General features: G+C 73.7%; 27 protein-coding genes. 13 read left to right on the top strand and 14 right to left on the bottom strand.

The features are described 5' to 3' along the window. Positions 1–67: 67 nt before the first annotated feature. On the top strand, positions 68–1,654 hold the full coding sequence (locus AB0G63_RS02260; RefSeq protein WP_360742829.1) for an aldehyde dehydrogenase (NADP(+)): 1,587 nt from the start codon (positions 68–70) through the stop codon (positions 1,652–1,654). Between the two features lie 81 nt (positions 1,655–1,735). On the opposite strand, the gene AB0G63_RS02255 is transcribed toward AB0G63_RS02260, so the two are convergent. The 5 genes from AB0G63_RS02255 to AB0G63_RS02235 all read right to left on the bottom strand — a co-directional run bounded on the left by AB0G63_RS02255 (position 1,736) and on the right by AB0G63_RS02235 (position 6,654). Further along, a complete protein-coding gene (locus AB0G63_RS02255; RefSeq protein WP_360742826.1) occupies positions 1,736–2,068 on the bottom strand; it encodes a cupin domain-containing protein in 333 nt (110 codons plus the stop codon). A gap of 51 nt (positions 2,069–2,119) precedes the next feature. Further along, the gene (locus tag AB0G63_RS02250; protein ID WP_360742823.1) at positions 2,120–2,704 is read right to left on the bottom strand and encodes a NifU family protein; all 585 of its coding nucleotides are present in this window, start codon (positions 2,702–2,704) and stop codon (positions 2,120–2,122) included. A gap of 18 nt (positions 2,705–2,722) precedes the next feature. Next, complete coding sequence (locus AB0G63_RS02245) at positions 2,723–4,672, bottom strand: ferrous iron transporter B (protein ID WP_360742820.1); 1,950 nt, start codon at positions 4,670–4,672, stop codon at positions 2,723–2,725. After that, positions 4,669–4,977, bottom strand: a complete 309-nt coding sequence (locus AB0G63_RS02240; RefSeq protein ID WP_360742817.1) for a FeoA family protein — start codon at positions 4,975–4,977, stop codon at positions 4,669–4,671. Before AB0G63_RS02240 ends, AB0G63_RS02245 begins: the two co-directional genes overlap by 4 nt. 186 nt (positions 4,978–5,163) lie before the next feature. Next, entirely contained in the window at positions 5,164–6,654 is a 1,491-nt protein-coding gene (locus AB0G63_RS02235; RefSeq protein WP_360742814.1) for an IucA/IucC family protein, read from the bottom strand. Between the two features lie 95 nt (positions 6,655–6,749). On the opposite strand from AB0G63_RS02235, the gene AB0G63_RS02230 reads away from it, so the two are divergent. Genes AB0G63_RS02230 through AB0G63_RS02220 form a run of 3 tightly spaced genes read left to right on the top strand, consistent with a single transcriptional unit; the run spans position 6,750 to position 10,393 of the window. Beyond that, the gene (locus AB0G63_RS02230) at positions 6,750–8,321 is read left to right on the top strand and encodes an IucA/IucC family protein (RefSeq protein ID WP_360742811.1); all 1,572 of its coding nucleotides are present in this window, start codon (positions 6,750–6,752) and stop codon (positions 8,319–8,321) included. A 9-nt stretch (positions 8,322–8,330) separates the two neighbouring features. Continuing rightward, a complete protein-coding gene (locus AB0G63_RS02225) occupies positions 8,331–9,596 on the top strand; it encodes a VWA domain-containing protein (RefSeq protein ID WP_360742808.1) in 1,266 nt (421 codons plus the stop codon). Beyond that, on the top strand, positions 9,596–10,393 hold the full coding sequence (locus AB0G63_RS02220; RefSeq protein WP_360742805.1) for a hypothetical protein: 798 nt from the start codon (positions 9,596–9,598) through the stop codon (positions 10,391–10,393). The genes AB0G63_RS02225 and AB0G63_RS02220 overlap by 1 nt, the downstream gene beginning before the upstream one ends. A gap of 415 nt (positions 10,394–10,808) precedes the next feature. On the opposite strand, the gene AB0G63_RS02215 is transcribed toward AB0G63_RS02220, so the two are convergent. Then, positions 10,809–11,435, bottom strand: coding sequence for a winged helix-turn-helix transcriptional regulator (locus AB0G63_RS02215; protein ID WP_360742802.1), 627 nt, complete (start codon positions 11,433–11,435; stop codon positions 10,809–10,811). Between the two features lie 87 nt (positions 11,436–11,522). Between AB0G63_RS02215 and AB0G63_RS02210 the strand changes: the two genes are divergently transcribed. From AB0G63_RS02210 to AB0G63_RS02190, 5 genes are all read left to right on the top strand, one after another. Beyond that, entirely contained in the window at positions 11,523–12,731 is a 1,209-nt protein-coding gene (locus AB0G63_RS02210) for a pyridoxal phosphate-dependent aminotransferase (RefSeq protein WP_360742799.1), read from the top strand. A 111-nt stretch (positions 12,732–12,842) separates the two neighbouring features. Further along, the gene (locus tag AB0G63_RS02205; protein WP_360742796.1) at positions 12,843–13,700 is read left to right on the top strand and encodes a helix-turn-helix transcriptional regulator; all 858 of its coding nucleotides are present in this window, start codon (positions 12,843–12,845) and stop codon (positions 13,698–13,700) included. Further along, positions 13,700–13,930: a DUF397 domain-containing protein gene (locus AB0G63_RS02200; RefSeq protein WP_360743166.1), complete on the top strand. Its 231-nt coding sequence runs from the start codon at positions 13,700–13,702 to the stop codon at positions 13,928–13,930. The genes AB0G63_RS02205 and AB0G63_RS02200 overlap by 1 nt, the downstream gene beginning before the upstream one ends. Before the next feature lie 63 nt (positions 13,931–13,993). Further along, positions 13,994–14,626 (top strand): hypothetical protein, encoded by a 633-nt coding sequence (locus tag AB0G63_RS02195; RefSeq protein WP_360742793.1) that lies wholly within the window; start codon positions 13,994–13,996, stop codon positions 14,624–14,626. Between the two features lie 63 nt (positions 14,627–14,689). Then, positions 14,690–15,112 (top strand): acyl-CoA thioesterase, encoded by a 423-nt coding sequence (locus AB0G63_RS02190; RefSeq protein WP_360742790.1) that lies wholly within the window; start codon positions 14,690–14,692, stop codon positions 15,110–15,112. Positions 15,113–15,227: 115 nt separating this feature from the next. On the opposite strand, the gene AB0G63_RS02185 is transcribed toward AB0G63_RS02190, so the two are convergent. Continuing rightward, positions 15,228–15,422: a hypothetical protein gene (locus AB0G63_RS02185; RefSeq protein ID WP_360742787.1), complete on the bottom strand. Its 195-nt coding sequence runs from the start codon at positions 15,420–15,422 to the stop codon at positions 15,228–15,230. Between the two features lie 153 nt (positions 15,423–15,575). Further along, on the bottom strand, positions 15,576–16,433 hold the full coding sequence (locus AB0G63_RS02180; protein ID WP_360742784.1) for an NAD(P)H-binding protein: 858 nt from the start codon (positions 16,431–16,433) through the stop codon (positions 15,576–15,578). A gap of 87 nt (positions 16,434–16,520) precedes the next feature. On the opposite strand from AB0G63_RS02180, the gene AB0G63_RS02175 reads away from it, so the two are divergent. Next, on the top strand, positions 16,521–17,318 hold the full coding sequence (locus tag AB0G63_RS02175; RefSeq protein ID WP_360742781.1) for a helix-turn-helix domain-containing protein: 798 nt from the start codon (positions 16,521–16,523) through the stop codon (positions 17,316–17,318). Between the two features lie 43 nt (positions 17,319–17,361). Continuing rightward, positions 17,362–17,976, top strand: a complete 615-nt coding sequence (locus AB0G63_RS02170) for a 3'-5' exoribonuclease (RefSeq protein ID WP_360742778.1) — start codon at positions 17,362–17,364, stop codon at positions 17,974–17,976. 11 nt (positions 17,977–17,987) lie between these two features. Here AB0G63_RS02170 and AB0G63_RS02165 read toward each other — a convergent pair whose 3' ends face one another. From AB0G63_RS02165 to AB0G63_RS02140, 6 genes are all read right to left on the bottom strand, one after another. Continuing rightward, on the bottom strand, positions 17,988–19,358 hold the full coding sequence (locus AB0G63_RS02165) for an 8-oxoguanine deaminase (RefSeq protein WP_360742775.1): 1,371 nt from the start codon (positions 19,356–19,358) through the stop codon (positions 17,988–17,990). Positions 19,359–19,389: 31 nt separating this feature from the next. Next, on the bottom strand, positions 19,390–20,283 hold the full coding sequence (gene pucL, locus AB0G63_RS02160; RefSeq protein WP_360742772.1) for a factor-independent urate hydroxylase: 894 nt from the start codon (positions 20,281–20,283) through the stop codon (positions 19,390–19,392). Positions 20,284–20,287: 4 nt separating this feature from the next. After that, the gene (uraH, locus tag AB0G63_RS02155; RefSeq protein WP_360742770.1) at positions 20,288–20,704 is read right to left on the bottom strand and encodes a hydroxyisourate hydrolase; all 417 of its coding nucleotides are present in this window, start codon (positions 20,702–20,704) and stop codon (positions 20,288–20,290) included. Continuing rightward, positions 20,701–21,219 (bottom strand): 2-oxo-4-hydroxy-4-carboxy-5-ureidoimidazoline decarboxylase, encoded by a 519-nt coding sequence (uraD, locus tag AB0G63_RS02150; protein ID WP_360742767.1) that lies wholly within the window; start codon positions 21,217–21,219, stop codon positions 20,701–20,703. Before uraD ends, uraH begins: the two co-directional genes overlap by 4 nt. A gap of 116 nt (positions 21,220–21,335) precedes the next feature. Next, the gene (locus tag AB0G63_RS02145) at positions 21,336–21,704 is read right to left on the bottom strand and encodes a helix-turn-helix domain-containing protein (RefSeq protein WP_360742764.1); all 369 of its coding nucleotides are present in this window, start codon (positions 21,702–21,704) and stop codon (positions 21,336–21,338) included. Further along, on the bottom strand, positions 21,701–21,952 hold the full coding sequence (locus AB0G63_RS02140; protein ID WP_324786886.1) for a hypothetical protein: 252 nt from the start codon (positions 21,950–21,952) through the stop codon (positions 21,701–21,703). The genes AB0G63_RS02145 and AB0G63_RS02140 overlap by 4 nt, the downstream gene beginning before the upstream one ends. 233 nt (positions 21,953–22,185) lie before the next feature. Between AB0G63_RS02140 and AB0G63_RS02135 the strand changes: the two genes are divergently transcribed. Next, the gene (locus AB0G63_RS02135) at positions 22,186–22,425 is read left to right on the top strand and encodes a hypothetical protein (RefSeq protein ID WP_324786885.1); all 240 of its coding nucleotides are present in this window, start codon (positions 22,186–22,188) and stop codon (positions 22,423–22,425) included. Positions 22,426–22,749: 324 nt separating this feature from the next. Next, the gene (locus AB0G63_RS02130) at positions 22,750–23,442 is read left to right on the top strand and encodes a hypothetical protein (protein WP_360742761.1); all 693 of its coding nucleotides are present in this window, start codon (positions 22,750–22,752) and stop codon (positions 23,440–23,442) included. The last annotated feature ends 179 nt before the right edge of the window (positions 23,443–23,621 follow it).

Below are 23,621 nucleotides of genomic sequence, written 5' to 3'. Positions count from 1 at the left end.
GACAACGACAAGGTCAGCGTGACTTTGCCGAGACGTTCGTCCAGGACGGACGAAGGGATGGAGCACTGTGAACCACCCGACCGGAAACTCGATCGTCGCCGGACAGGACGTTCCTGGCACGGGGGAAGCGTGGCGTGCCGTCGTCGCCGCCACCGGCGAACCGTATGGCCCCGAGCTGCGGGACGCCTCACCGGACCAGGTCGCGCGGGCAGCTCAGCAGGCCGCCTCGGCCGCGCGTGCGTACCGCGCTGTGCCCGCGCACCGGCGGGCCGCCTTCCTCGACGCCTGTGCGGAGGAGATCGAGGCCCTCGGCGACGGCCTGCTGACGCTCGCGGGGCTCGAGTCCGGACTGCCGCCGGCCCGCCTGACCGGCGAACGAGCCCGTACCTGCGCGCAGTTGCGCATGTTCGCCGGCCTGGTCCGCAGCGGCGACGCGCTCGGTGTCCGTGTCGACCCCGCGCTTCCCGAGCGCCGGCCGCTCGCCCGACCGGACCTGCGGCTGCGCAAGATACCGGTGGGGCCCGTCGCCGTGTTCGGGGCGAGCAACTTCCCGCTGGCCTTCTCCGTCGCCGGCGGGGACACCGCCTCCGCGCTCGCCGCGGGCTGCCCGGTCATCGCCAAGGCACATCCGGCTCACCCCGGCACCTGTGAACTCGTCGCACGCGCCGTCACCGCCGCCGCCCGGCGCACCGGGATGCCCGCCGGCGTCTTCTCACTGCTGGTCGGCCGCGGCGTCGAAGTCGGCCAGGCACTGGTGCGCGACCCACGGATCGCGGCCGTCGGATTCACCGGTTCCCGCAGCGGCGGCCTCGCGCTCCTCGCCACCGCCAACGCCCGCCCCGTGCCCGTCCCGGTCTACGCCGAGATGTCGGCGGTCAACCCCGTGATCGTGCTCGACGGCGCGCTGGCCGATCCCGGACCGCTCGCCGCCGCGTACGTGGCGTCGCTGACCAACGGCTCCGGGCAGTTCTGCACCAACCCCGGCCTCCTCCTGCTGCCGGCGGGCGACGCCGGCGACGCCTTCCGCAAGGCCGTGGCGGATTCCGTGGCCGGCACGACGGGCCAGGTCATGCTCACCCCCGGCATCGCGGACGGCTTCGCCCGGGGAGTCCAGCAGTGGGCCGCCGTCGACGGTGTCTCCGTTGTGGCCCAAGGGACGCCCGGTGAAAGCCCGTACGCCCCCGGCCCGCTCGTCCTCGAGTGCGACGCGGCGACCTACGCGGCCCAGAGGGACCTCACCGGTGAGGTCTTCGGCGCCGCGGGGCTCATCGTGCGGTGGTCGGGAGCCGACGAACTCGTCACGCTGATGGAGCGCATGGAAGGGCAGCTGACAGCCACCCTGCACGGGACCGACGCCGACCTGGCGACGGCCGAACGTCTCCTGCCGGTCCTGGAGGACCGCGCCGGGCGCATCGTGTGGGGCGGCTGGCCCACCGGCGTCGAGGTGTCCCCTGCGATGGTGCACGGCGGCCCGTGGCCCGCGACGTCCGCACCCGGAACGACGAGTGTCGGCACCCTGGCCGTCGAACGCTGGCTCCGGCCGGTCTGCTACCAGTCGTTCCCCGACGCACTCCTCCCCCAGGAACTGCGCCCCGGCAATCCGCTGGGAGTTCCCCGACTCGTCGACGGGGCGCGTGAACCGCAAGCCGGGTGACGCCGTCACCGATCCGTGCCTGCACGCCGGAGACCGTGTCGGCGCCCGGCGCGGGCCGGGGCCGGGCCGGGCGGTTCGCCGTCAGGCGGTCTTGGCGACGGTCAGCAGGACGGCCGCGTCCTCCAGTGCCTCGACGCTGTGGCGGGCCTGGGGAATGACGAGGAGGTCGCCGGTGCGCCCGTCCCAGGAGGTGTCGCCGCTGACGAGTCGTACCCGTCCGCGCAGCACCAGCAGGGTCGCCTCGCCGGGGTTGTCGTGCTCGGCCAGGACGGTGCCGGCGGTCAGGGCGAGCAGGGTCTGGCGCAGCGTGTGCTCGTGACCGCCGTACACGGTCGCGGCGCTGCGCCCGGCGGGGGCCGCCGCGGCACGTTCGAGGTGTGCGCGGGCCTCGGCGTCGAGGGAGAGCTTCTGCACGGGTGCGGTCTCCGGGGTCGGGGGCGGCGTCGGCCTCAGCCTACTGGGCGATCAGTGACGTACGCCGGTGTCGGCGCCGCCCCGGCGGAGGCCGGCCGGTGCCGGGAACCCCGGCGTGCCGATGCTGCGGATCTCCAGCGGGCCGGGCAGGCGGCGGAGCAGTTCGCGTTCCAGGCGGTTGTGCAGGGTGAACCAGGCGGCGGGGCAGCCGTGGCAGGCGCCGCCGAGGCGGACGGTCACCACGCCGTCGCGGACGTCGACGAGGTCGATGGTGCCGCCGTGGGAGCGGGCGAAGTCGCCCACCGGGCCGGCCAGCACGTCGCGCGCCGCCGCGCAGGCCGCCGTGTCGGCGTACGAGCCGTCGCCGTCGGCGGCCGGGGTCCATCCGGCGGGGTCGTCGAGGGCGGCGTGCAGCGCGCTGCGCACCCGGGCGCCCTCCCGGGACCAGGAGCGGCCCTCCGCCAGGTCGGTGACGACGGCGGACGGCTCCACGGCGATCCGGCTCAGGGTGCCGTCGGCCAGCAGCGCTTCCAGCGGAGCGGGTACGGCGGCCATCGGGCCCGCGCACGGCAGGGCGCCGGCGGGGACGATCCAGCGCAGTCGGGCGGGCTCGCCGGGGACCGTCTGGGGGTGCATGGGGATCATGGCCGTGCCTCAGCCGCCCAGCAGGAGGGTGAGGGTGCGGGCCAGGTAGGCCATGAGCCAGGCCAGCGTCGTGAGGTAGGTGAAGGCGATCGCGGGCCATCGCCAGGTGCCGGTCTCCCGGCGCAGGACCGCCACGGTGGCCATGCACTGCAGCGCGTAGACGAACCAGACCAGCAGCGCGGCGATGGTGGCGGGCACGAACACCCGCTCCCCGGCGTGCGGGCCGTCGGAGTAGGTCATGTCCCGCAGCGCTTGCGTCGGGTGTTCGGGGTTCTCGGCGGCGGCGACCTGGCCGATGGTGGCGACGAACGTCTCCCGCGCGGCCTGCGCCGACAGCACGCCGACGTTGACGCGCCAGTCGAAGCCGAGCGGGTCGAAGACGGGTGCGGCCAGGCGGCCCAGGCCGGCGGCGTAGCTGTGGTCCACGGTGTAGGCGGACACGGCCGTCCGGTCGGCGGTGTTCACGCCGTCGGCCCGCATCTGCGCCGTCGAGTGCACCGGCAGGTTGAGCAGCAGCCACAGCACGATGCTGGTGGCGGCGATGACGGTCGAGCACTTGCGCAGGAACGACTGCGCCGAGGACCACATCGCCACCAGGACGGCGCGCGGGGCGGGCAGCCGGTAGGGCGGCAGCTCCATGAAGAACGGGACGGCCTCGCCGTGCCGGTCGCCGATCTTCTTGAACGCCCAGGCGGCCAGCAGCGCGGAGACGGCGCCGAGCAGGTACAGGCCGAACATGACCAGACCCTGCGCCCCGAACGGGCCGACCCGGTCGGACGGGTCGACCAGCAGGCCGATGAGCAGCACGTAGACCGGCAGCCGCGCGGAGCAGGTCATCAGCGGGGCGGCCATCATGGTGGCCAGGCGGTCCTTGGCGGAGGGCAGCGTACGGGTGGCCATGATGCCGGGGATCGCGCAGGCGAACGACGACAGCAGCGCCACGAAGGCCCGGCCCTCCAGGCCGAAGCGGGCCATCACCCGGTCCATCAGGAACGCGGCCCGCGCCAGGTAGCCGACCCCCTCCAGCAGGGCCAGCAGCAGGAACAGCAGGGCGATCTGCGGGACGAAGACGAGCACGCTGCCGACGCCGCCGATCAGCGCGTCGCCCAGCAGCCCGGCCAGCCACTGGTTGCCGACGTGGTCGGACACCAGGCCCGCCAGCCAGGAGAACAGCGTCTCGACCGCGCCCTGCAGCGGGGCGGCCACCGTGAAGACGGTCTGGAAGAACGCCGCCATCACCGCGAAGAACACCGCCGTGCCCCACACCGGGTGCAGCAGGACCGCGTCGACCCGCTGGGTGACCCGGTGCCGTTCCGGCGGCCGGTAGCCGGCGAAGGCCAGCACCGACCGCCCCCAGGCGTCCCGCTCGGCGGGGTCGGTGGGCGGCGCCACCGCGGGCACCGTCCAGGAGCGCCACTCGGCGATCTGTTCGCGCAGCCGGGCGATGCCGTGTCCGCGGTGGCCGACCACCGGCAGCACCGGCACGCCCAGCGCCTGCCCGAGCGCCTCGACGTCCAGCCGGCCCTGGCGGCGGGCCAGCTCGTCGGTGAACGTCACCACCACGCAGGTGGGCAGCCCGCGGGCCAGCAGCTGGGCGAGGAAGCCCAGCGAGCGCCGCAGGGTGGTGGCGTCCACCACGGCCAGCAGCGCGTCCGGACGGTCCACGCCGTCGATCCGGCCGTCCAGCACGTCGACGGCGATCTTCTCGTCCGGGCTGACGGGCTCCAGGCCGTAGGTGCCGGGCAGGTCCTCCACGACGAAGCGCTGCCCGCCCGCCCGGCAGGTGCCGACGAAGCGGGAGACGGTCACGCCGGGGTAGTTGCCGGTCTTGGCGCGCAGCCCGGTCAGGCCGTTGAAGACGCTGGTCTTGCCGGAGTTGGGGGCGCCGACCAGGGCGATGTGCGGCGCCTCGGTGAGGGTGGTCCCCGCTCCCTCGGCGTCGTGGCAGCCGGCGCTCACCGCGCCGCCTCGGCGACGCGCACCCGCACGCAGCCCGCCTGCGCCCGGCGCAGGCACACCTCGTAGTCCCGGACGCGGTAGACGACCGGATCGCGCAACGGCGCCCGCCGCACCACCTCCACCTCGGTGCCGGGGACGAACCCCAGGTCGTGCAGCCGGCGGATCACGTGCGGCGGCTCGGCGCCGCCGACGTCCGCCACCACGGCGCGGGCGCCGGGCGGCAGGTCCGCCAGCGGGCGCGACGTCACGTCGTCGGCGGCCTCCAAACCGTCTGTCTCCTCGCGGACCCCGCCGATACCACTCATGCGCCTCTCCACCAGCCCGTGCCCCACGAGGCCCACCTCACCATGGGCCTCAGTAAGGGAAGGCTAACTTATCGACATGGAGACAGCCGAGGCCCCTCGGCCCTCGACTTCAGCCCCTCCGGCCCTGTCGGCCGAGCGTCGTGGCCGCCAGGGCGAGGAAAGGGGTCCGTCCCGGAGACCGGCCGCTCATCCGGCCAGTGGGTTGGGCAGGGGCCGGTAGCGGGCCTCGGCGCCGTCCGCGCCGGTCCAGCGCAGCAGCAGGTTCGTCTTCCCGGGGAGGGTGGGCGAGGCGAGCAGGGCGGCCGTCTCGGGGAGCCCGGGGCGGGTGAGCGCGCGGCGGGCGGCGGGCCAGGGATCGAGGCCGGGGTGGTGTTCCACGAGGGCGGCGGCGACCTCGGTGAGGTGGTTGACGATCAGGCAGTACACGAGCCGTTCCCAGCCGGCCGCCCGGGACACCTCGGGCAGCAGCTTCACGCCCTCGGCGTCCCGGAACAGGGCCTGCACCGGCGTTCCGGAGGCGTCTACGGCGACCAGCGTGTTCTGCAGGTGCGCCTCCAGGACGACGCCGTGGTCGGCGAAGGCGGCCAGGGCCGGGGGGACGACGGCGGCCAGGTACGCCTCCCACCAGGCCATCGGGTCGGCCGCATGCGGCAGCGGGCTGCCCGCGAAGCCCTCCACGAGACCGGCGGCGAGCAGCGGGGTCGCCCCGGGCAGGAGATGGCCGCGCAGCCCGTCGCGGACCAGGACGGCCAGTTCCTCGTAGGCGAAGCGGGCGGTGCGGTAGCCGCGGTCGCCGATCCAGGCCGCCGGTCCCGGGATCGCCGCGAAGGCGGCCGTCACCGCGCTGTCCGTGCCGCGCAGCCTGACGAGGTCGTGGCGCCACAGCCGCCGGATGTCGTTGGTGATCCGCACGTCGAGGCTGAACTTCAGGAAGAGGTCGGCCCCGGGGGCGTACAGCGTACGGATCGCGGCCGTGGGCCAGGCGTCGAAGGCGGTCGTGCCGAGCCGGACCAGCCGGCCGTCGGCGAAGGCGTCCGCCAGGTCCACCAGGTCCAGCTGCCAGGGGTGGGCGGGCAGCAGCCGGTAGCCGGGCGGGGCGTCGCCGAGGATGTCGAGCGCGGAGGCGTCGCCCTCCTCGACGACCGTGTCCGCGCGCACCCCGAGCAGCACCAGCGGGAAGCGGGCGTGCGCCTCGGGGGCGTACGGCAGCCAGGAGGCGGTCGGGCCGCCGCCGCGCGCCTTGGGGGCGGGATGGTGGGGGTGGCCGGTGACGAGGGACTGCTCGGAGCGCAGGTACGGGTCCGCGGGCGGGGTCGCCCGGGCGCGCGCGGCGAGCAGCGCGGCGACCGCGTCCCGGCTGTCGATCATCTCGGCGGGCAGTTCGTGGTTGGACCGGCCGGTGTGCCGGCGCAGTTCCTCCGCGACCAGCTTGACCAGTTCGGCGTGGCCGATGCGGTGCCAGCGGCCTCCCGCACGCACCTCGGGCTCGGCGGGCCGCCGGGTGCCGCGCACGCGCAGCAGTCGGTCCACCCCGGGCAGCCGGTACACGCCGGGTTCCGGGAGGGGGTGCGCCACCTCGCGCAGCAGGCAGTTCAGGAGCGGTGCCGCCGCGTACGCGTCGGCGCGTTCCATGACGTCGTCACCGCCGGACGGGGGCATGAGGTCCACACGTTCCATTCGTTCCTCGGATGTCCGTTCCGGGCCGGGACGATCAGTATGTATGCCGTCCGCCCTGGACCATGACGCCCTACTGGTACCCGAGGAGCCCGCCCTTGCACCGTCCCCACCCCGTCGAGGCCCGGGTCGCCGGTGAGCTCGCGGCCGTGCGCCCCGGCCTGCTGCCGCGTTACGAGGCCGGGCTGCCGGGCGCCCGGGCTGCCGTGCTGACCCGGTTGTGGCGGGCGCTGTGCCACGAGCCGCTGCCGTGGATCGCGGGCCGCGCGCCGGACGGCGACGGCGTGACCCTGCGCCTCCGGGACGGCCGCCTGCTGCGCGGGCCGGCCGCCGACCCGTACGCCACCGCCGCGTACGTCACCGAGGTCCGCCTCGACGGTACGTCGTACGCGCATCCGGCCCGGCTGATGTCCGGGCTCGCGGTGGAGCACGGGAGCGGCTTCGCGGCCGAGCTGGCGCACAGCGTGGCCTCGCTGGCGCTGTCGCGGGCGGACGCCCGGTCGTCGGCGGACGCCCTGTCGCAGGCTGACCGTGAACCCCGCCCGGAGGAGTGGCCGGTCACGGGCTGGGAGTGGGAGCAGCGGGTGGTGGACGGGCATCCCTACCACCCCAACTGCCGTGCCAGGCCCGGCTTCTCGGTGGCCGAGCAGCTGGCCTACGGGCCCGAGCACCGGCCGCTGGTGAGGCTCGGGCTGCTGCCGGCGCCGGTGGACGAGTGCCTGGTGACGGGGGTGTGGCCGGCCGAACTGCGCGACGGCACGCGGCTGTTGCTGCCGGTCCACCCGTGGCAGGCGGAGCATGTGCTCGGGCGGGCGGGCGAGGCGTGGGTCGCCGGGCATCCGCTGATGTCCCTGCGCACCCTCGCCGTGTCCGGCGGACGGCACGTCAAGACCGCGCTCAGCGCCCGGCTGACGTCCTCGGTGCGGGACATCTCCGTCCGCTCGGTCGCCCTGTCGGCGACCCTGTCGGTGTTCGCGGAGGCGCTGGCGGCGCGCACGGACGGCCTGCTGCACGTCACCCGCACACTGGGCGCGGCGACGGCCGGCTCGCCCGACCTCGCGGCGGTGCTGCGGGAATCGCCGGACATGTACGCGGCGGCGGGCAGCGGTGAGCGGGTGGTGCCGGTGGCCGCGCTGCCGGACACCGGGCTCACGGCCTCCCCCGCCTGGCTCGCCGCCTTCGCGCGCCTCGCCCTCACCGTGGGGCTGCGCCTGCTGGACCTCGGCGTGGCGCTGGAGGCGCACGGCCAGAACCTGCTGGTCGTGCTGTCCGCCACGGGCGCCCCGCTGCGGCTGGTCTACCGCGACCTCGCGGACATCCGCGTCAGCCCGGCCCGGCTCGCCCGGCACGGTATCCCGCTCCCGGAGCTGACCGGACGGAACGTCACCGACGACGAGACGGCCCTGCGGCGCAAGCTGTTCGGCTCTCTGGTGGCGGGCGCGCTGGCGAGCACGGCGGGCTCGGCGGCGGCCCTGCGCGGGGCGCTGGAGGCGGCCGTGGGGGACCTGCCGCGCACCCCCGACCTGGCCGCGCTGCTCGGCGAGCCGCTGCCGGCGAAGGCGCTGACGCTGATGCGGCTGTCGCCGTCGGCCGACGGCGACCGGTGGACCGCGCTGCCCAACCCCCTTCGTTGGGGGGCCGTTTTGGAGCCGGACACCCGGGATCAATAGGATCCGCCGATGATCAGAACACAACGGCTGGCGGCAGGGGTCTGCGCCCTGCTGGCCGCCCTGACGGCCGGGTTGGCCTTCCCGACCGCGGCGGCCGCCGGCGAACCCACGGGCGAGAACGCCCCGAAGGTCGACCTCGTCCTCGACGTCAGCGGTTCCATGCGGACCCGGGACATCGACGGCGGCACCCGGATGGCGGCGGCGAAGCAGGCGTTCAACGAGGTGCTGGACGCGACGCCCGAGGAGGTTCAGCTCGGCATCCGCACCCTCGGCGCCAACTACGCGGGCAACGACAAGAGGACGGGCTGCAAGGACACCGCGCAGCTCTACCCGGTCGGCCCGCTGGACCGCACCGAGGCGAAGACGGCGGTGGCGACGCTCTCGCCCACCGGCTGGACGCCGATCGGTCCCGCCCTGCTCAAGGCGGCCGACGACCTGGGCACCGACGACGGTTCCAAGCGGATCGTGCTGATCAGCGACGGCGAGGACACCTGCGCCCCGCTGGACCCTTGCGAGGTGGCCCGCGAGATAGCCGCCAAGGGCATCGGGCTGACCATCGACACCCTCGGCCTGGTCCCGAACACCAAGCTGCGCAAGCAGCTCAGCTGCATCGCGGAGGCGACCGGCGGCACGTACACCTCGGTCGAGCACACCGACGAACTCACCGACAAGGTAAACCAGTTGGTGGACCGGGCGGCCGATCCGGTGGTCACGCCGGTGGCCACCGAGGGCGGCGGCGCGTGTGCGCAGGCGCCCGCGCTGAAGTCGGGTCTGTACACCGACCGCGAGGAGTTCGGGCAGCAGCGCTGGTACAAGGTGGACGTCGAGCCCGGCAAGGAGCTGCGCGCCTCGGTGAGCGTGGCCGCCGACCGGGCCGTCAACCCCGACTACGGGGTGCTGCTGCGGGCGGTCACCGTGCACGGGCGCGAGATCGTGCGCGGGGAGGCCGCGGGCGACGGCCGTACGGACGTGATCTCGACGGGGCTGCGCTACCCGAAGGCGGAGAGCGACGACGACGAGGCCGCGGCGGAGACCGTGTGCCTCCAGGTCACCAACAGCTTCTCGGCGGCTGCCGGGGTGAAGGCCACGCCCGGTATGCCGCTGGAGCTGACCGTGGACGTGGTGGACGGGCCGGGCACGTCCCGGGACGTGGCCGCCTTCGGCCTCGGGCGGGGCTGGTGGCTGCTCGGCGTGCTGATCCTGACCGGTTTCCTGGCCGGGGTGCTGTGGGGCTGGCTGTCGCGCTGGCGGGTCGCGGTCTGGAGGACCAACTGATGAGGATCACAAGTGTGCTGAGCGCGGCCCTGCTCACGCTGGGCCTGGCCGCCGCGCCCGCGGCAGCCGACTCCTCGCCGTCCCCCTCTGCGAGCGGTGACGCGCCCACCTCGGCCGGCACCTCCTTCCGTACGGCGGCCGAGATCGACCAGGGCCAGGAGGCCACGGCCAGCGGTTCCACCGGCGACTACCTGTACTGGTCGTTCCCGGCCGACGAGGGCCAGCGCCCCACCGTCAGGGCGACGGTGAAGCTGCCCGATTCGCACGCGGACCAGACCTGGCAGATCGACGTCTACGACGGACTGCGCCGCCGGCAGGCCTGCCAGTACGGCGCCCAGACGCGCACCGCCGCCCAGGGCGCGTCCTCGGTCGAACTGGCCTGCGCACTGCGGACCGTGCGCGCCTGGTCCGAGCCGTGGGCGAACGACCCGCTGCCGGGGACGTACTACGTCCGGCTGACGGTGGTGAAGCTCGCGACGGCCGACCTGGGCCTGCCGGTGACCGCCTCGGTCCGGGCCGACTCCAAGGACATCGGCGGTGCGGCGGCCGTGGACGGCTCGCTGGGCAAGCCGCTGGTGCCGGGGATCGCCGTCACGTCCGCCCAGGACGACGAGGACAAGAAGTCGTCCGCGGTGCTGTCCGCCATCGAGCCGGAGGACGGCTGGGCGTCCGGCTGGTGGTCCGACCGCTGGGTGTGGACCGGGATCGGCGGCATCCTGGCCGCGCTCGCCGGAATCGGCGGCTACGCCCTCACCCGCGGCTCGGGCCGCCCGTCACGGGTGCCACCGGGCGCCTGACCGTCACCGCGAAGGTCCGAAGGCCCGCCCGCGTGGCGGGCCTTCGTTCCTCCCCTGCCCGGGGCGGGGTCGCGGGCGGGTCACCTTCGCGGCCACGGTCCGTCGGCCGGGGACGCCGTCAGGGTGAAGCCTGCCGCTCCCGCCGCACGCGCGGCTCTCCGCGCGGCACACCTCGCGCGCCGCTGGGGCCGGGCGCCGCGCGGTCAGGACCGCGCGGCCGCCGCCCTCCCTCACCGCACCTGGGCCCTGCCGCGGCCGGGGCCCCGCACGCGGCGGCCGGGTGGCGTCACCGGAGAAGCTCCGCCCTTCCGTCCCCTCGCGGCGGACGGCTCCCGGCGGCAGCGGCGCACATGCCGGAGCCGCCGGTCCCGCGGCACGGCGAAGCCGCCGTCCACCGGCACGGCGGAGCCGCCGCTCACGCCTCGCGCAGCGCCTTCGCCAGGGTGCCGTCGCCGGTGACCCGCACGCGGCCGGCGCGCACCGCCTCCGTCAGGCTCAGCTCGGCCCGGCCGACCGCCGTGCAGGTGTCCACGTCCATGGCCAGCCGGGCGTCGGGTTCGACCGGGGCGGGTCCCTCGCGGTAGGCGGGGCCTTCGTCGCCTCCGACGTACAGGTGGAACTCGCCTTCCTCCAGGCGCACTTCGACGATCCCCTCGCCCTCCAGCGCGCGCAGCAGCGGCAGCGCGAACCAGTGCGCGCGGACCGCGTCGGTGGGCCGCCGCTCGCCCAGTTCCGCCTGCCCCCACTCCCCCAGCGCCTGTAGCACGGGCAGCAACTCGCGCCCTCGGGCTGTGAGTTCGTACACGTAGGCGGAGGCGGGCGGGGGCAGCCGGCGCCTCGTGGTCAGGCCGTCGCGTTCCATGTCCTTCAGCCGCGAGGCGAGTACGTCCGTGCTCACGCCCGGCAGGTCCGCGTGCAGGTCCGTGTACCGGCGCGGCCCGGCCAGGAGTTCGCGGACGATCAGCAGGGTCCAGCGGTCGCCGACGAGGTCGAGGGCGCGGGCGGCGGAGCAGTACTGGTCGTAGCTTCGGCGAGGTGACATGCGACGCAGTCTAGACATGTTGTTGGACTTTCCAAGCGCCTACTTGGTAAAACCAAGCAACACCAGTCAGCAGAGGGGAAGCGGCGCATGGAGTTCCGGCAGTCGAACAAGCTCAGCGAGGTCTGCTACGAGATCCGCGGCCCGGTGATCGAGCACGCCAACGCGCTGGAGGAGGCAGGGCACAGCGTGCTGCGCCTGAACACCGGCAACCCCGCGCTGTTCGGCTTCGAGGCGCCGGAGGAGATCCTCCAGGACATGATCCGGATGCTGCCGCAGGCCCACGGCTACACGGACTCCCGCGGCATCCTCTCCGCCCGCCGGGCCGTCGCCCAGCGCTACCAGACCCTCGGCCTGGAGGTCGACGTCGACGACGTCTTCCTCGGCAACGGCGTGTCGGAACTGGTGTCGATGGCCGTGCAGGCGCTGCTGGAGGACGGGGACGAGATCCTCATCCCCGCCCCGGACTTCCCCCTCTGGACGGCCGTGACGACCCTCGCGGGCGGCAAGGCGGTGCACTACCTCTGCGACGAGCAGGCCGACTGGTACCCGGACCTGGACGACATGGCGGCGAAGATCACCAGCCGCACCAAGGCCGTCGTCATCATCAACCCCAACAACCCCACCGGCTCCGTCTACCCGAAGGAGATCGTCGAGGGCATCCTCGACCTCGCGCGCCGCCACGGCCTGATGGTGTTCGCCGACGAGATCTACGACCAGATCCTCTACGACGACGCCGTGCACCACTCGGCCGCCGCGCTCGCCCCCGACCTGGTGGTCCTCACCTTCTGCGGCCTGTCGAAGACGTACCGGGTGGCCGGCTTCCGCTCCGGGTGGGTGGTCGTCACCGGTCCCAAGCAGCACGCCAGGGACTACCTGGAGGGCCTGACCATGCTGGCCTCCATGCGGCTGTGCGCCAACGCGCCCGCGCAGTACGCCATCCAGGCCGCGCTGGGCGGCCGCCAGTCCATCCGGGAGCTGACCGCGCCGGGCGGGCGGCTGCACGAACAGCGCGACGTGGCGTGGGAGAAGCTCAACGAGATCCCGGGCGTGTCCTGCGTGAAGCCGAAGGGCGCGCTGTACGCGTTCCCGCGCCTGGACCCCAAGGTGCACAAGATCCACGACGACGAGAAGTTCGTCCTGGACCTGCTGCTGCGCGAGAAGATCCAGGTCGTGCAGGGCACCGGCTTCAACTGGCCGGCCCCGGACCACTTCCGCATCCTCACCCTGCCGCACGCCGAGTCCCTGGAAGCCGCCATCGGCCGCATCGGACGGTTCCTCTCCGGATACCGCCAGTAGTGCCCGCCCCGCCTCCCGGTGCTGTCCGGGCCGGTCCGGGTCGCGAGGCGTAACGCCCCGGCCCGGCCCGGAGTTGGTACGGGCGGCACGGGGAGGTGTGCGCGAGTGGGCGTGACGGGACAGGGATCGCAGCGCGGTGACGGGCCGGAGCCGTACGGCGCCGACGACGAGGAGTCCGCGGGAGTACTGCGGACGGTCGGCAGGGTCGTCAAGACCTGCCGCGAGCGGAAGGGGCTCACCCAGGCCGAGTTGGGCACGGCCATCGGGTACAGCGAGGAGCAGGTGTCCTCGGTGGAGCGGGGACGCCGGGCGCCGAGTCCGACGTTCCTGGAGTCGGCCGACCAGGTCCTGGACACGGGCGGGCTGCTCACCGGCCTGAAGAAGGACGTGGAACACGCCCGCTACCCGAAAAAGGTCCGCGACCTGGCGAAGCTGGAGGCGGAGGCGGTCGAGATCTGCGCCTACACCAACACCGTCATCGACGGTCTGCTGCAAACCCCGGACTACGCCCGGGCCTTGTACGGGATGCGCCGACCGCCCTTCGCTGAAGAGGAGATGGAACGCCTTGTCGCCGCGCGCATGGCACGGCAGGAGATCTTCGATCGACAGCCTGCCCCCGTTTTCAGTTTCGTCCAGGAGGAGGTGACGCTGCGCTGCCCGGTGGGAGGCAGAATGGTGATGCGGAAGCAGCTCGAACGGCTGTTGGAGTTCGGTCAGCGCCGGAACGTGGAAATCCAGGTGATGCCCACAGACCGCGAGGACCATGCTGGTCTGGCAGGCTCGCTCCAACTGCTGCGACTCGGGGCGGGAGACACGATCGGGCACAACGAAGTGCAGCTCATCAGCCGCGTGATCTGCGCCCCCAAGGAGATCCAGGTCCTCGAAATCTGTTACGGCATCATCCGAGCCCAAGCCCTCACGCCCGGTGAGTCGCTGGCCTTCATCGAGAGAATGCTGGGAGAGACATGATGACCAACCCCTCGGCGGGGAACGCTTCGGCGCTGGAGTGGTTCAAGAGCAGCTACAGCACGAACGACGGTCCCGCCTGTGTGGAGGTCGCCTTCGCCCCCCGGACAGTCCACGTACGTGACTCGAAGCACACGCACGGCCCCCGGCTCGCCTTCGGCCCCCAGCAGTGGGCCGCCTTCCTCCCTTACGCCGCCCATCACGACGGGGGCGTTGTCGGACCCGCGTCGTAGCCTTCGGAGCAGGCCGAACGAGGCCCCAAGCCGTAGAGGCCGCCGCCCGGGAAGGAGTACGTCGTGACGCGACCGCCGACCGCCGCCCAGCGGCGGGTCATCGACGCCGCCGATCCCGTCACCGGCCGGCTGCGGGGGACCGAGGCGCAGCTCGCGGCGCTGGTGAAGCGGGGGCTCGCGTTCCGGCACCCGCGGCCGCCGCACGACCACTTCCTGACCCCGGCCGGACACCGGCTGCGGGAGGCGCCGGCGCAGGAACACGAAGAGACCACCGCCGGCGCGCGGCCGGAGGCCGGCGTGTTCGCGGCGCGGGTCGGCGGGGAGGCGGAGCCGCCGCCCGCCGGACCGGCCCGGGACCGCGAGGTGCGCAGCGCCTGGCAGGGGCTGCTGGAGCTGCGCCGGATGACCAATCCGGACGGCGCCGCCGACCGGCCGTGCGGCTGGGAGCGCACGCATCTGGTGCGGGCCGCCGCGCTCGCCCTGGAGGCGGCCGGCCACCGCCCGGCCGGCCCGGACCCGGCCGGCTACCGGGTGCGCGGGACGCCGCAACCGGAGGCGGTCGCCGTGCACGAGCCGGACCCGGAGGCGCTGCGGGCCTGCGCGGCCACCCTGGAGCGGGCGGGCTGGCAGGTCGGCGAGCACACCGAACCCCGAACACGTGAGCGCTATCTGCTGGCATCGCCCCGCCGCACGTGAGGGACATGCCAAGATCGGCGGGCAGGGCAACGCATGCGAGAGCGAACGCGAGAGGGGAACGCAGTGAGCGAGCCGTTTGCCGTCCCGGTGACCGTCCGCGGGTACGAGACCGACGTGCAGGGCCACCTCAACCAGGCGGTGTACATCAACTACGCCGAGCACGCCCGCTGGTCGATGCTGCAGTCGGCCGGGATCAGCCAGGCGGGCCTGATCTCCCGGGGCGTGGGCCCGGTGGCGCTGGAGACCACCATCCGCTACCAGCGGGAGCTGCTCGCCGGTGAGGAGGTCGAGGTGACGTGCGCCTTCGACTGGGGCGGGGGCAAGACGTTCCGCATCGAGCAGACCATCCGCAAGAAGGACGGCACCATCGCCGCCGAGATCACCGCGGTGGGCGGCCTGCTGGACCTGCGGGAGCGCCGTCTGGTCACCGAACCGCAGAAGATCTTCGAGGAACTGGCCTCGGACCCCAGCCTGTTCGGCATCTGACCGCCGCACCGGACCTCAGCGGAGCGCTCGCCGAGGCACTGGACCGGCACTTGGTCTTCCTGACCAAGCCGGCCCGACACCAGGTCGGGCGCCCTTCTCTCGTGCAGGTGCTGAGTCACCGGTCTTGGAGGAACCACAGCGACAGGGCCAGCACAGCCACCCCGCGCACGGCGATCAGTGCCAGGGTCACCGGTTGGACCCGTCGTGCGCGGAACCACAGCCCCAAGGTCAGCAGCAGCGACAGCGTGACTGCGAGGATCAGTGTCAGCGCGGCGGGTACCGCGTACAGGACGTTGCGGTGGTCCCACACCGGGTAGGCCCACCACGTGACGGATGCCGTGCTGAGCGGGGACTCCGCCAGCGGAAGGGCCCGGCCCTCGGGGGCTGCGGGATCTGGGCAGACATCTGGTGGGCTCCTGGCAGTAGAGGGGGGCTTCGACCGTCGGCTGTCCCGTGTCCCGGCTCAGGCGAACGCCTGCCTGTGGTCCTCGGCCCAGTCCCGGAAGGTGCGCGGCGGACGGCCCAGCGTCTCACGGACGTCGTCGGTGACGACGGCGTTGCCGCCCTCCTCGATGAAGCGGGCGGCGACCACGAGACTGTCCGCGTAGGCCTCGCCGAGACCGGCGGCGAGCAGCCCCGCGCGCCGTTCCTCCGGTGTCGGCTCGTACAGGCGCACCGGGCGGCCGACGACCTCGCCCAGGACGGCCGCCTGGCGGCTCGCACTGATCGCCTCGGGACCGGTCAACGTGTACGTGCGTCCCGCGAGCCGCCCGTCGAGCAGCGCGGCCACCGCCGTCCCGGACACGTCCCGCGGGTCGACGACGCCCTGCTCGCCGTCGCTCATCATGCTGGGCACCGGGGTTCCCTCCCGCACGGCCTGCGCCCAGCTCAGCGTGTTGGAGGCGAAGGAGGAGGCGCGCAGGATCGTCCATTCCAGGCCGCTCGCCCGGACGGCCTCCTCACCGGGCAGATGCCAGGTGCCGAACACACCCAGCCGGGGGTCGCCGGTGCCGATCGAGGAGAGCTTCACGATCCGCCGTACGCCCGCCGCCCGCGCCGCCTCGACCAGGCCCCGGTCGTACCTGCCGTCGTCCGGCCCGAACACGCCGACCAGGAAGGCGGCGTCCGCGCCCGCCATCGCCGCCTCCACCGAGGCCCGGTCGCGGTGGTGGCCGGGCACGGCCTCCACCCCCGCGGGCGTCCGGGCCGCCGCCGGGTCGCGGGTCAGGGCGCGCACCATCTCGCCGCGCGCCGCGAGCTGCCGTACCACTTCACTGCCGATGGTGCCGGTGGCACCCGTCACGAGGATCATGCTTACCACGGTGCACCGGCCGGGGCGCCCGGCTCTTGGAAATTCCGGCACGCTCGCGGGCCCCGCACAGCCGTGCCGCGCGCCTACGGTGGAGGGGTGACGAATGCCGTGTCCCTCCAGGTCCTGCCCACCCCGGAGCCGCTGCGCGCGTGGATCGCGGGCATCGGGTCGGTGTCGGTGGACGCCGAGCAGACCGCGCCGTACATCCATCTCCCCGACGCCGCCACGAAGGTGGTCGTGCGGACCGGGGAGGACGGCCGCCGCGGCGTCCTGGTCGTGGGCCCGCGTGCCCGCGCCTCCTACCATCTGGGCGGGCGCTTCGTCTCGTGCGTGGAGATACGGCTGGCGCCCGGCACCGTCCGTCCCCTGCTCGGCGTACCGGCGGCCGATCTGGTGGGCCGTGCGCCGCGGTTGGACGACCTGCCCGGTCCCGTCGCCCGCCGGCTGGCCGGTGAGCTGCGGTGGCTGGAGCCCGGCGAGGCGGTGACCCGGCTGGCGGAGGTGCTGCCCGAGCGGCTGCGCGCCGCCGCCGACCGCTCGCGCACCGAACTGGTGCGGGCCGGGGTCGCCGCGCTGTCCTCCCGCGGCGGCCGGGTCCCCGGCCCCGTCACCGAGGTGGCGCGGCAACTCGCCGTGAGCGAGCGGCAGTTGCGCAACCTCTTCACTGACGGCGTCGGCCTGTCGCCGAAGCACTACGCCCGGATCGACCGGGTGCGCACGGTGCTGGACCAGGCGGCCACGCGCCGCTGGGCCGACCTCGCCGCCGCCACCGGCTACTACGACCAGGCGCACATGACGTCCGACTTCCGCACCCTCATGGGGGTGCCGCCCAGGTCGTACTTCACCGGCCGGCTGCCGGACGCCATGCCCTGCGGGCGGGTGGGCCGGCCCTGAATTCGGGTGCGGGCCGGCGGCGATGATGCGATGCTCCGGGCTCATGTCCGCACGACGCATCAAGCCGAGCCTGTACATCTCCGTCGACGTCGAGGCCGACGGGCCGATCCCCGGGCCGTACTCCATGCTGAGCCTGGGGGCCGCGGTCGCCGGGACGCAGGACGCCGACGGTTTCACCGCCGCCGATCCGGAACGGCAGACCTTCTACCGCGAACTGCGCCCGATCAGCGACGAGTTCGTGCCGGAGGCGCTGGCCGTCAGCGGGCTGGACCGGGAGCGGCTGGCCGCCGAGGGCGCTGAACCGGCTCTCGCGCTGGCCGAGTTCAGCGACTGGGTGCGCGAGGTCGCGGTGGGCGCGCAGCCGGTGATGGCGGGCTACCCGGCGTCGTACGACTGGACGTTCCTGTACTGGTATCTGATCCGCTTCACCGGGCAGAGCCCGTTCGGGCATTCCGGTTGCCTGGACATGAAGACGCTGTACGCGGCCAAGGCGGGCCTGCCTCTGCGGGCGGTGGCCAAGGGGACGATGCCGCGCGAGCTGCTGTCCCGGCGACGCCACACGCACCACGCCCTGGACGACGCGATCGAGCAGGCGGAGCTGCTCGCCAACCTCCTGCGCTGGCCCGGCCCCCATGGAGCGGGGCCGGGGGCCGCCTGACCGCGGTGCCGTCACCCCGCGACGATGCGGGCCAGACGGCGGGCCTCCTCCCGGGTGGCGCGGGCCACGGCGTCCTCGTCGACGTGCAGCAGGCGGCCGTCCTGGACGATCTGGCGGCCGTTCACGAAGGACGCGGTGACCGGCGCCGGCGCGCCGAGGACCAGCGCGGCGACCGGGTCGGCGATGGAGGCGTGGGCGACGGTGTCCAGCCTCCACAGCACCAGGTCGGCCAGCTTGCCGGGCTCCAGGGAGCCGATCTCGTGCGCCCGGCCGAGGACGCGGGCGCCGCCGTAGGTGCCCAGGCGCAGCGCCTGGCGGGTGGTCAGGGCGGCCTCGCGGTGCGGGCCGAGGCGGTTGAGGAGCAGGGCGTTGCGCAGTTCGGTGTGCAGTTCGCCGGACTCGTTCGACGCCGTGCCGTCGACGCCGAGGCCGACCGGGACACCGGCCGCCAGCATGTCGGGGACGCGGGCGATGCCGGCGGCCAGCCGGGCGTTGGACGACGGGCAGTGGGCGACGCCGGTCCGGGTGCGGGCGAAGGCGGCGACGTCGGAGTCGTTCATGTGGACGCAGTGCGCCATCCACACGTCCTCCCCCAGCCAGCCGGTGGACTCGAAGTAGTCGGTCGGCCCCATGCCGAACAGCTCGTGGCAGAACTTCTCCTCCTCCACCGTCTCCGAGCCGTGGGTGTGCAGCCGTACCCCGAGCCGGCGTGCCAGCTCGGCGCCCTGGGTGAGCAGTTCGGTGGAGACGGAGAAGGGCGAGCAGGGCGCGACGGCGACCTGGGTCAGCGCGCCGAAGGAGGCGTCGTGGTGTTCGCGGACGGTCTCCTCGGTCGCGGCGAGCGCGCCCTCCAGTGTCTCGACGGCGAAGTCCGGGGGCAGGCCGCCGTCCTTCTCGCCGCGGTCCATGGAGCCACGGGCGAGGGTGAAGCGGACGCCGGTCTCGCGGGCGGCGCGGACGATCGCGCCGGACAGGTCGCCGGAGCCCTTCGGGAAGACGTAGTGGTGGTCCATGGCGGTGGTGACTCCGCCGCGGGCCATCACCGCCAGCGATCCCTGCGCCGCCGCGTGCACCATCGGCTCGTCGATGCGCGCCCACGTCGGATACAGCGCGACCAGCCAGTCGAAGAGGTTGTGGTCCGTGGCCAGGCCGCGGGTGAGCCACTGGTAGAAGTGGTGATGGGTGTTGACCAGGCCCGGCGTCACGAGGTGGCCGGAGGCGTCGATGCGGCGTACGACGTCCCGCAGGCCCTCGGGGGCACGGCCCGCGCCCAGCGACTCGATGCGGTCGCCGGCGATGACGAGATGGCCGGAGGCGTACTCGGTGTCGTCGGCGTCCACGGTCGCGATCGAACAGTTCTCGATGACGGTGCGCTGTGCCATGGTGCGGCCTCTCCTTTCGTCCGTGTCCGCCTCAGAGGTTGGTGAGGTCCACCGGGATGCGCGCCTCGCAGCCGTCCCGCAGGACGGTGGCCTCGATCAGGCCGTAGGGGCGGTCGGCGGCGAAGTACACCTCGTTGTCGTTCTTCAGCCCGAACGGCTTCAGGTCGACGAGGAAGTGGTGCTTGTTCGGCAGCGAGAAGCGGATCTCGTCGATCTCGCCGCGGTGGTCGATGACGCGCGCGCCCATCTGGTAGAGCGTCTGCTGCAGCGAGAGCGAGTAGGTCTCCGCGAAGGCCCGCAGGATGTGCTGCCTGGTCTGCGCGTACGACTCCTCCCAGTCGGGCGCCTGCTGCTCCTCGCCGCTCCAGTGGAACCGCCAGCGCGCGGAGACCTCGGTGGCCAGGATGCGGTCGTACGCCTCCGGCAGCGTCGTGTACCTGTCCTTGACGTAGCCCCAGAACTCGGAGTCGGTCGAGTTCATCACGACGAGGTCCTTCAGTCCGGAGACGACCTCCCACGCCTCGCCGTCGTGGGTGACCTGCGCCAGCCGGACCTCCTGGCCCCGGCGCGCGAAGGAGTGCGCGCCCTCGCCCGCGTGCTCGATGCGGTCCCAGGCGTACTCCTCGATGCGGACGCGGGCCCGGTGGATGGACTCCTGCGAGGTCACGAAGTGCCGGGCGAGGTGGATGCCGAACCGCTCGGCGGACTCGATGCCGTGCTCCTTGGCGAACGCGTACACCGTGTTCTTGGTGGTGTCGGTCGGCAGGACGCTGGCGTTGGAGCCGGAGTAGTGGACCTCGTCCATGTCGCCGCTGAGCGACACCGACACGTTGAGGTCCTTGACGTGGTGGGTGGCGCCGTCCCGGGTGATCTTCACGACCCGGGTCTCGGCCTTGCCGTACTGGTTCTGTCCCAGGATGGGCATATCGCTAGCTCCCTCGGTAGACGGAGTAACCGAACGGGCTGAGCAGCAGCGGCACGTGGTAGTGCTCCCCCGGCGCGACGGCGAAGGTGACGGACACCTCCGGGAAGAACACGGCGCCGCCGTCCCGGTTCGCGGGGGCGTCCTGCTGCGCATCGGCTTGATTCTTCGCGGACTGGCTTTCGGACCGCTCGAGGTACGCCTCCACAGCGAAGTCGAGCCGTACGTGGGTCGTCCCCTCCGGCGGGGCCGGAAAGTCTCGGCACCGGCCGTCGGCGTCGGTGGCGGACCCGCCGAGCGGCTGCCAGTCCGCGTCCCGGCCTACCCGGGCGAGGATCCGGACGGTGACGCCCGCGGCGGGGCGTCCGGCGGAGGTGTCCAGGATGTGCGTGGACACGGAGGCGGTGGTGGTGCGTGCGCTCATGCTCGGGTGTCCTCTTCGACGAGTCGGGCCAGTCGGATGCGGTTGATCCTGCCCAGCTCGCCGCGGACGATCTCCCGTTCCCGCTCCGGCGGGTTGGCGATCCGCTCCCTGGCCGCGTCGCGCATCTGCTCGGCGCTGCGGCCGGTGGCGCAGATCAGGAAGACGTGGCCGAACCGTTCCTGGTAGGCCAGGTTCAGTTCCAGCATCTCCGCCCGGACTTCCTCGGAGGCGCCGGCCATGCCGCGCTGTTCGCGGGCGGAGGTCGCGTCGCCCGGCTTCGGGCGGCCGATCGGCGGGTGGCCGGCCATGGCCTCGGCGAGATCCGCGCCGGTCAGGGCGGCCATGGCGGCGTCGTTGGCCGCGTACAGGTCGTCGGCGGTGGCACAGGGGCGGGCGGCGAGCAACCGCCGCGCCCAGGCCGTGGAGGCGCACACCTCGCGGAGCGCGGCGAGGGCCGCCTGCTCGTCCAGGGCGTTGAACCGGGCCAGGCCCGGGGGCGGGGGTGTCGACGTCACGTGGGGGGCCTCCGTGGCGGTGAACGGCCGTCGTACTGAAGGGGCTGGCCGTCAGCTAACGCCGCCCGACGACGTCACGTCAACACTTTGTTGAAAATTCCGGGTTACGAACCCGGTCAGCTCTCCTTCTGCCGGTTGAGGTAGTTGTAGACGGTGAAGCGGCTGACCCCGAGCGCGCTCGCGACGGTCTCCACGCCGTGCCGCACGGAGAACGCGCCGCGCGCCTCCAGTCCCCGGACGACCTCCTGCTTGGCCTTGCGGTCGAGGTCGGCCAGCGGCTTGCCCTGCTTGCGCTCCATGGCGGCCAGGATGTGGTCGAGGGAGTCGGCGAGCTGGGGCAGGCGTACGGCGACCACGTCGGCGCCCTCCCAGGAGAGCACGACGTCGTCGGGGCCGGCCTCGTCGGGCGGGAGCATCTCCCCGCCCATGGCGTCGACCAGCGGCTTCACGGCGGTGATGAAGCGCTCGTCGCCGGTGCCGGTCACTCCCCGGCCTCCCCGATCACGTTGACCTGGAGCGAGATCCGGGTGGCGCCGGCCTCCAGGGTCTTGCGCAGCACGGCGTCCAGGGCGGTCAGGACCGCGTCGGCGCCCCCTTCGGCGGTGTTGCCGAACGGTCCCACGTCCACGGAGTCCAGGTCGGCGGCCTCGATGACCTCACGGGCGACCAGCGCGTGGCCGGGCGGCTCGTCGAGGTCGAAGGGCTCGGTGGTGAACTCAACTCTCAGTCGCATCGCGCCCCACACCTCTCTGACCTGCGCGTCTGACGGCCCTCGACGGGGAGGGCGATCCGGGCGGCACGGCGGGCGACGGGAGGGGGCGACGGTGGCCGGGCCTCCGGCTTTCCGTGCGTCCGGACCCCGACCTTAACGGGTCCGCGGGTCCCCCGGGTCCCCGGGCGGATCCCCGGCCTGTGCGCCGACGGTGTCCGCGTGCGCTTGCGCGCGGGACGCAGGAGTCTGAAGGCATGACAGCACATCCGACCGAGCATCCGCACATCGTGGTCCACGCTCCGGCCCTGGACGGATCCCGGCGGGTCACCGCGGGCCGGGAGACGCTGGGCATCGCCACGCACGTCGACGACGTCAGCGAGATCCTGCGGCAGGCCGACCTGTACGTCACCGATGTGGAGGAGACCGACTTCATCGAGTGGCAGGGCGGCGGACCGGAGGACTGGCCCGGCCTGTCGGAGCACCACGAAGCGTGATGCGTGAGGCGTGAGCCGCGCAGCCGCGTACGCCACGGGCCGTAGCCTGCCTACGCAACTCTCAAATCAACCTCTGAACAACGGTGTCGAGGCTTCGACCGCCCCCGCCCGCGGGCACATTCTCCGACACGCGGGGCCCGCGGGTACGGGGGCGGCGGGCCCTTGCCGAAGCCGACACCACGGGGGACGAAGGGGCGGCCCGTTCCACGGACGGGCCGCCCCCGTCGCTGTCGGCACGGAATCCGATTTCCGTCATCCGAAAGCACTGCGGGCAGATGGCCGAAACCCGCCAAGGGACGGACAGGCGGGGTGAGTTGGGGCACGATGGGGGTCATGTCCGAGAGCGTGCCGGTGCGCTGCCCGGCCTGTCGGCGCGAGCACCGCTACACCGCGCCGTCGTATCCCTGCGTGTGCGGCGCCCCGGTCGCGCCGCCGCTCGACCCGTACGGCGTGCCGACGGCCGTCACGCACCGCAGCTGGGACGAGCAGTGGGTCGGGGTGCGCTGCGCCTCCTGCGGCCACCGGGGCCAGTGGCCGCAGCCGGAGCTGGGCTGCCCGTGCGGGACGACGCTCCGCATCCCCGTGACGCGTCCGGCCGGACGGGCGGGGCCGGTGCGCACCGCCCGCGGCGCGGTCACGGCCGCCGTGCTGTATCTGCGCCGGCTCGGCCACGAGAACGTCCGCCGCGCCGACCGGCGGCCCCCGTCCGGCATCGGGCTCGCCGCCCGCGGCCTGCTGGCCCACGTCGACCCGTCCGTGCACCCGGCCTCGCTGCGGGACGTGGAGTGCCTGTGGCTGGCGGCGATGACGGAATCGGCGGACTGCGTCCACTTCTCCCTCGCCGGGTACTCCGCCGAGGCCCTCGAAGGCGCCGTCGCCCTGCGCGTTCCGCTGTTCGTCCTCACCGCCAGCGGCGGCCCGCGGCCGGCCAACGCCCTCGCCGAAGCCCTTGACGCCGCGGCGGCCGGCGCCGCACCCCCGCCCGCCGAGCCGCCGGAACGGGACGACCCGGCGTAGCGCCGGGGCTGCCCGTTCCCGCTCGTCCGCGCGGCAGCCCGGGGACACGTCCGGCACGTACGCGGCCTCGCCGCACAGCACGTACGCGGCCTCGCCGCACAGCACGTACGCGGCCTCGCCGCACAGCACGTACGCGGCCTCGCCGCACAGCACGTACGCGGCCTCGCCGCACAGCACGT

Source organism: Streptomyces sp. NPDC020996 (genome assembly GCF_040641355.1).
GTDB lineage: Bacteria > Actinomycetota > Actinomycetes > Streptomycetales > Streptomycetaceae > Streptomyces.
The sequence above is the reverse complement of the archived record's forward strand: the minus strand, read 5'-3'. Positions and strand labels throughout refer to the sequence as shown.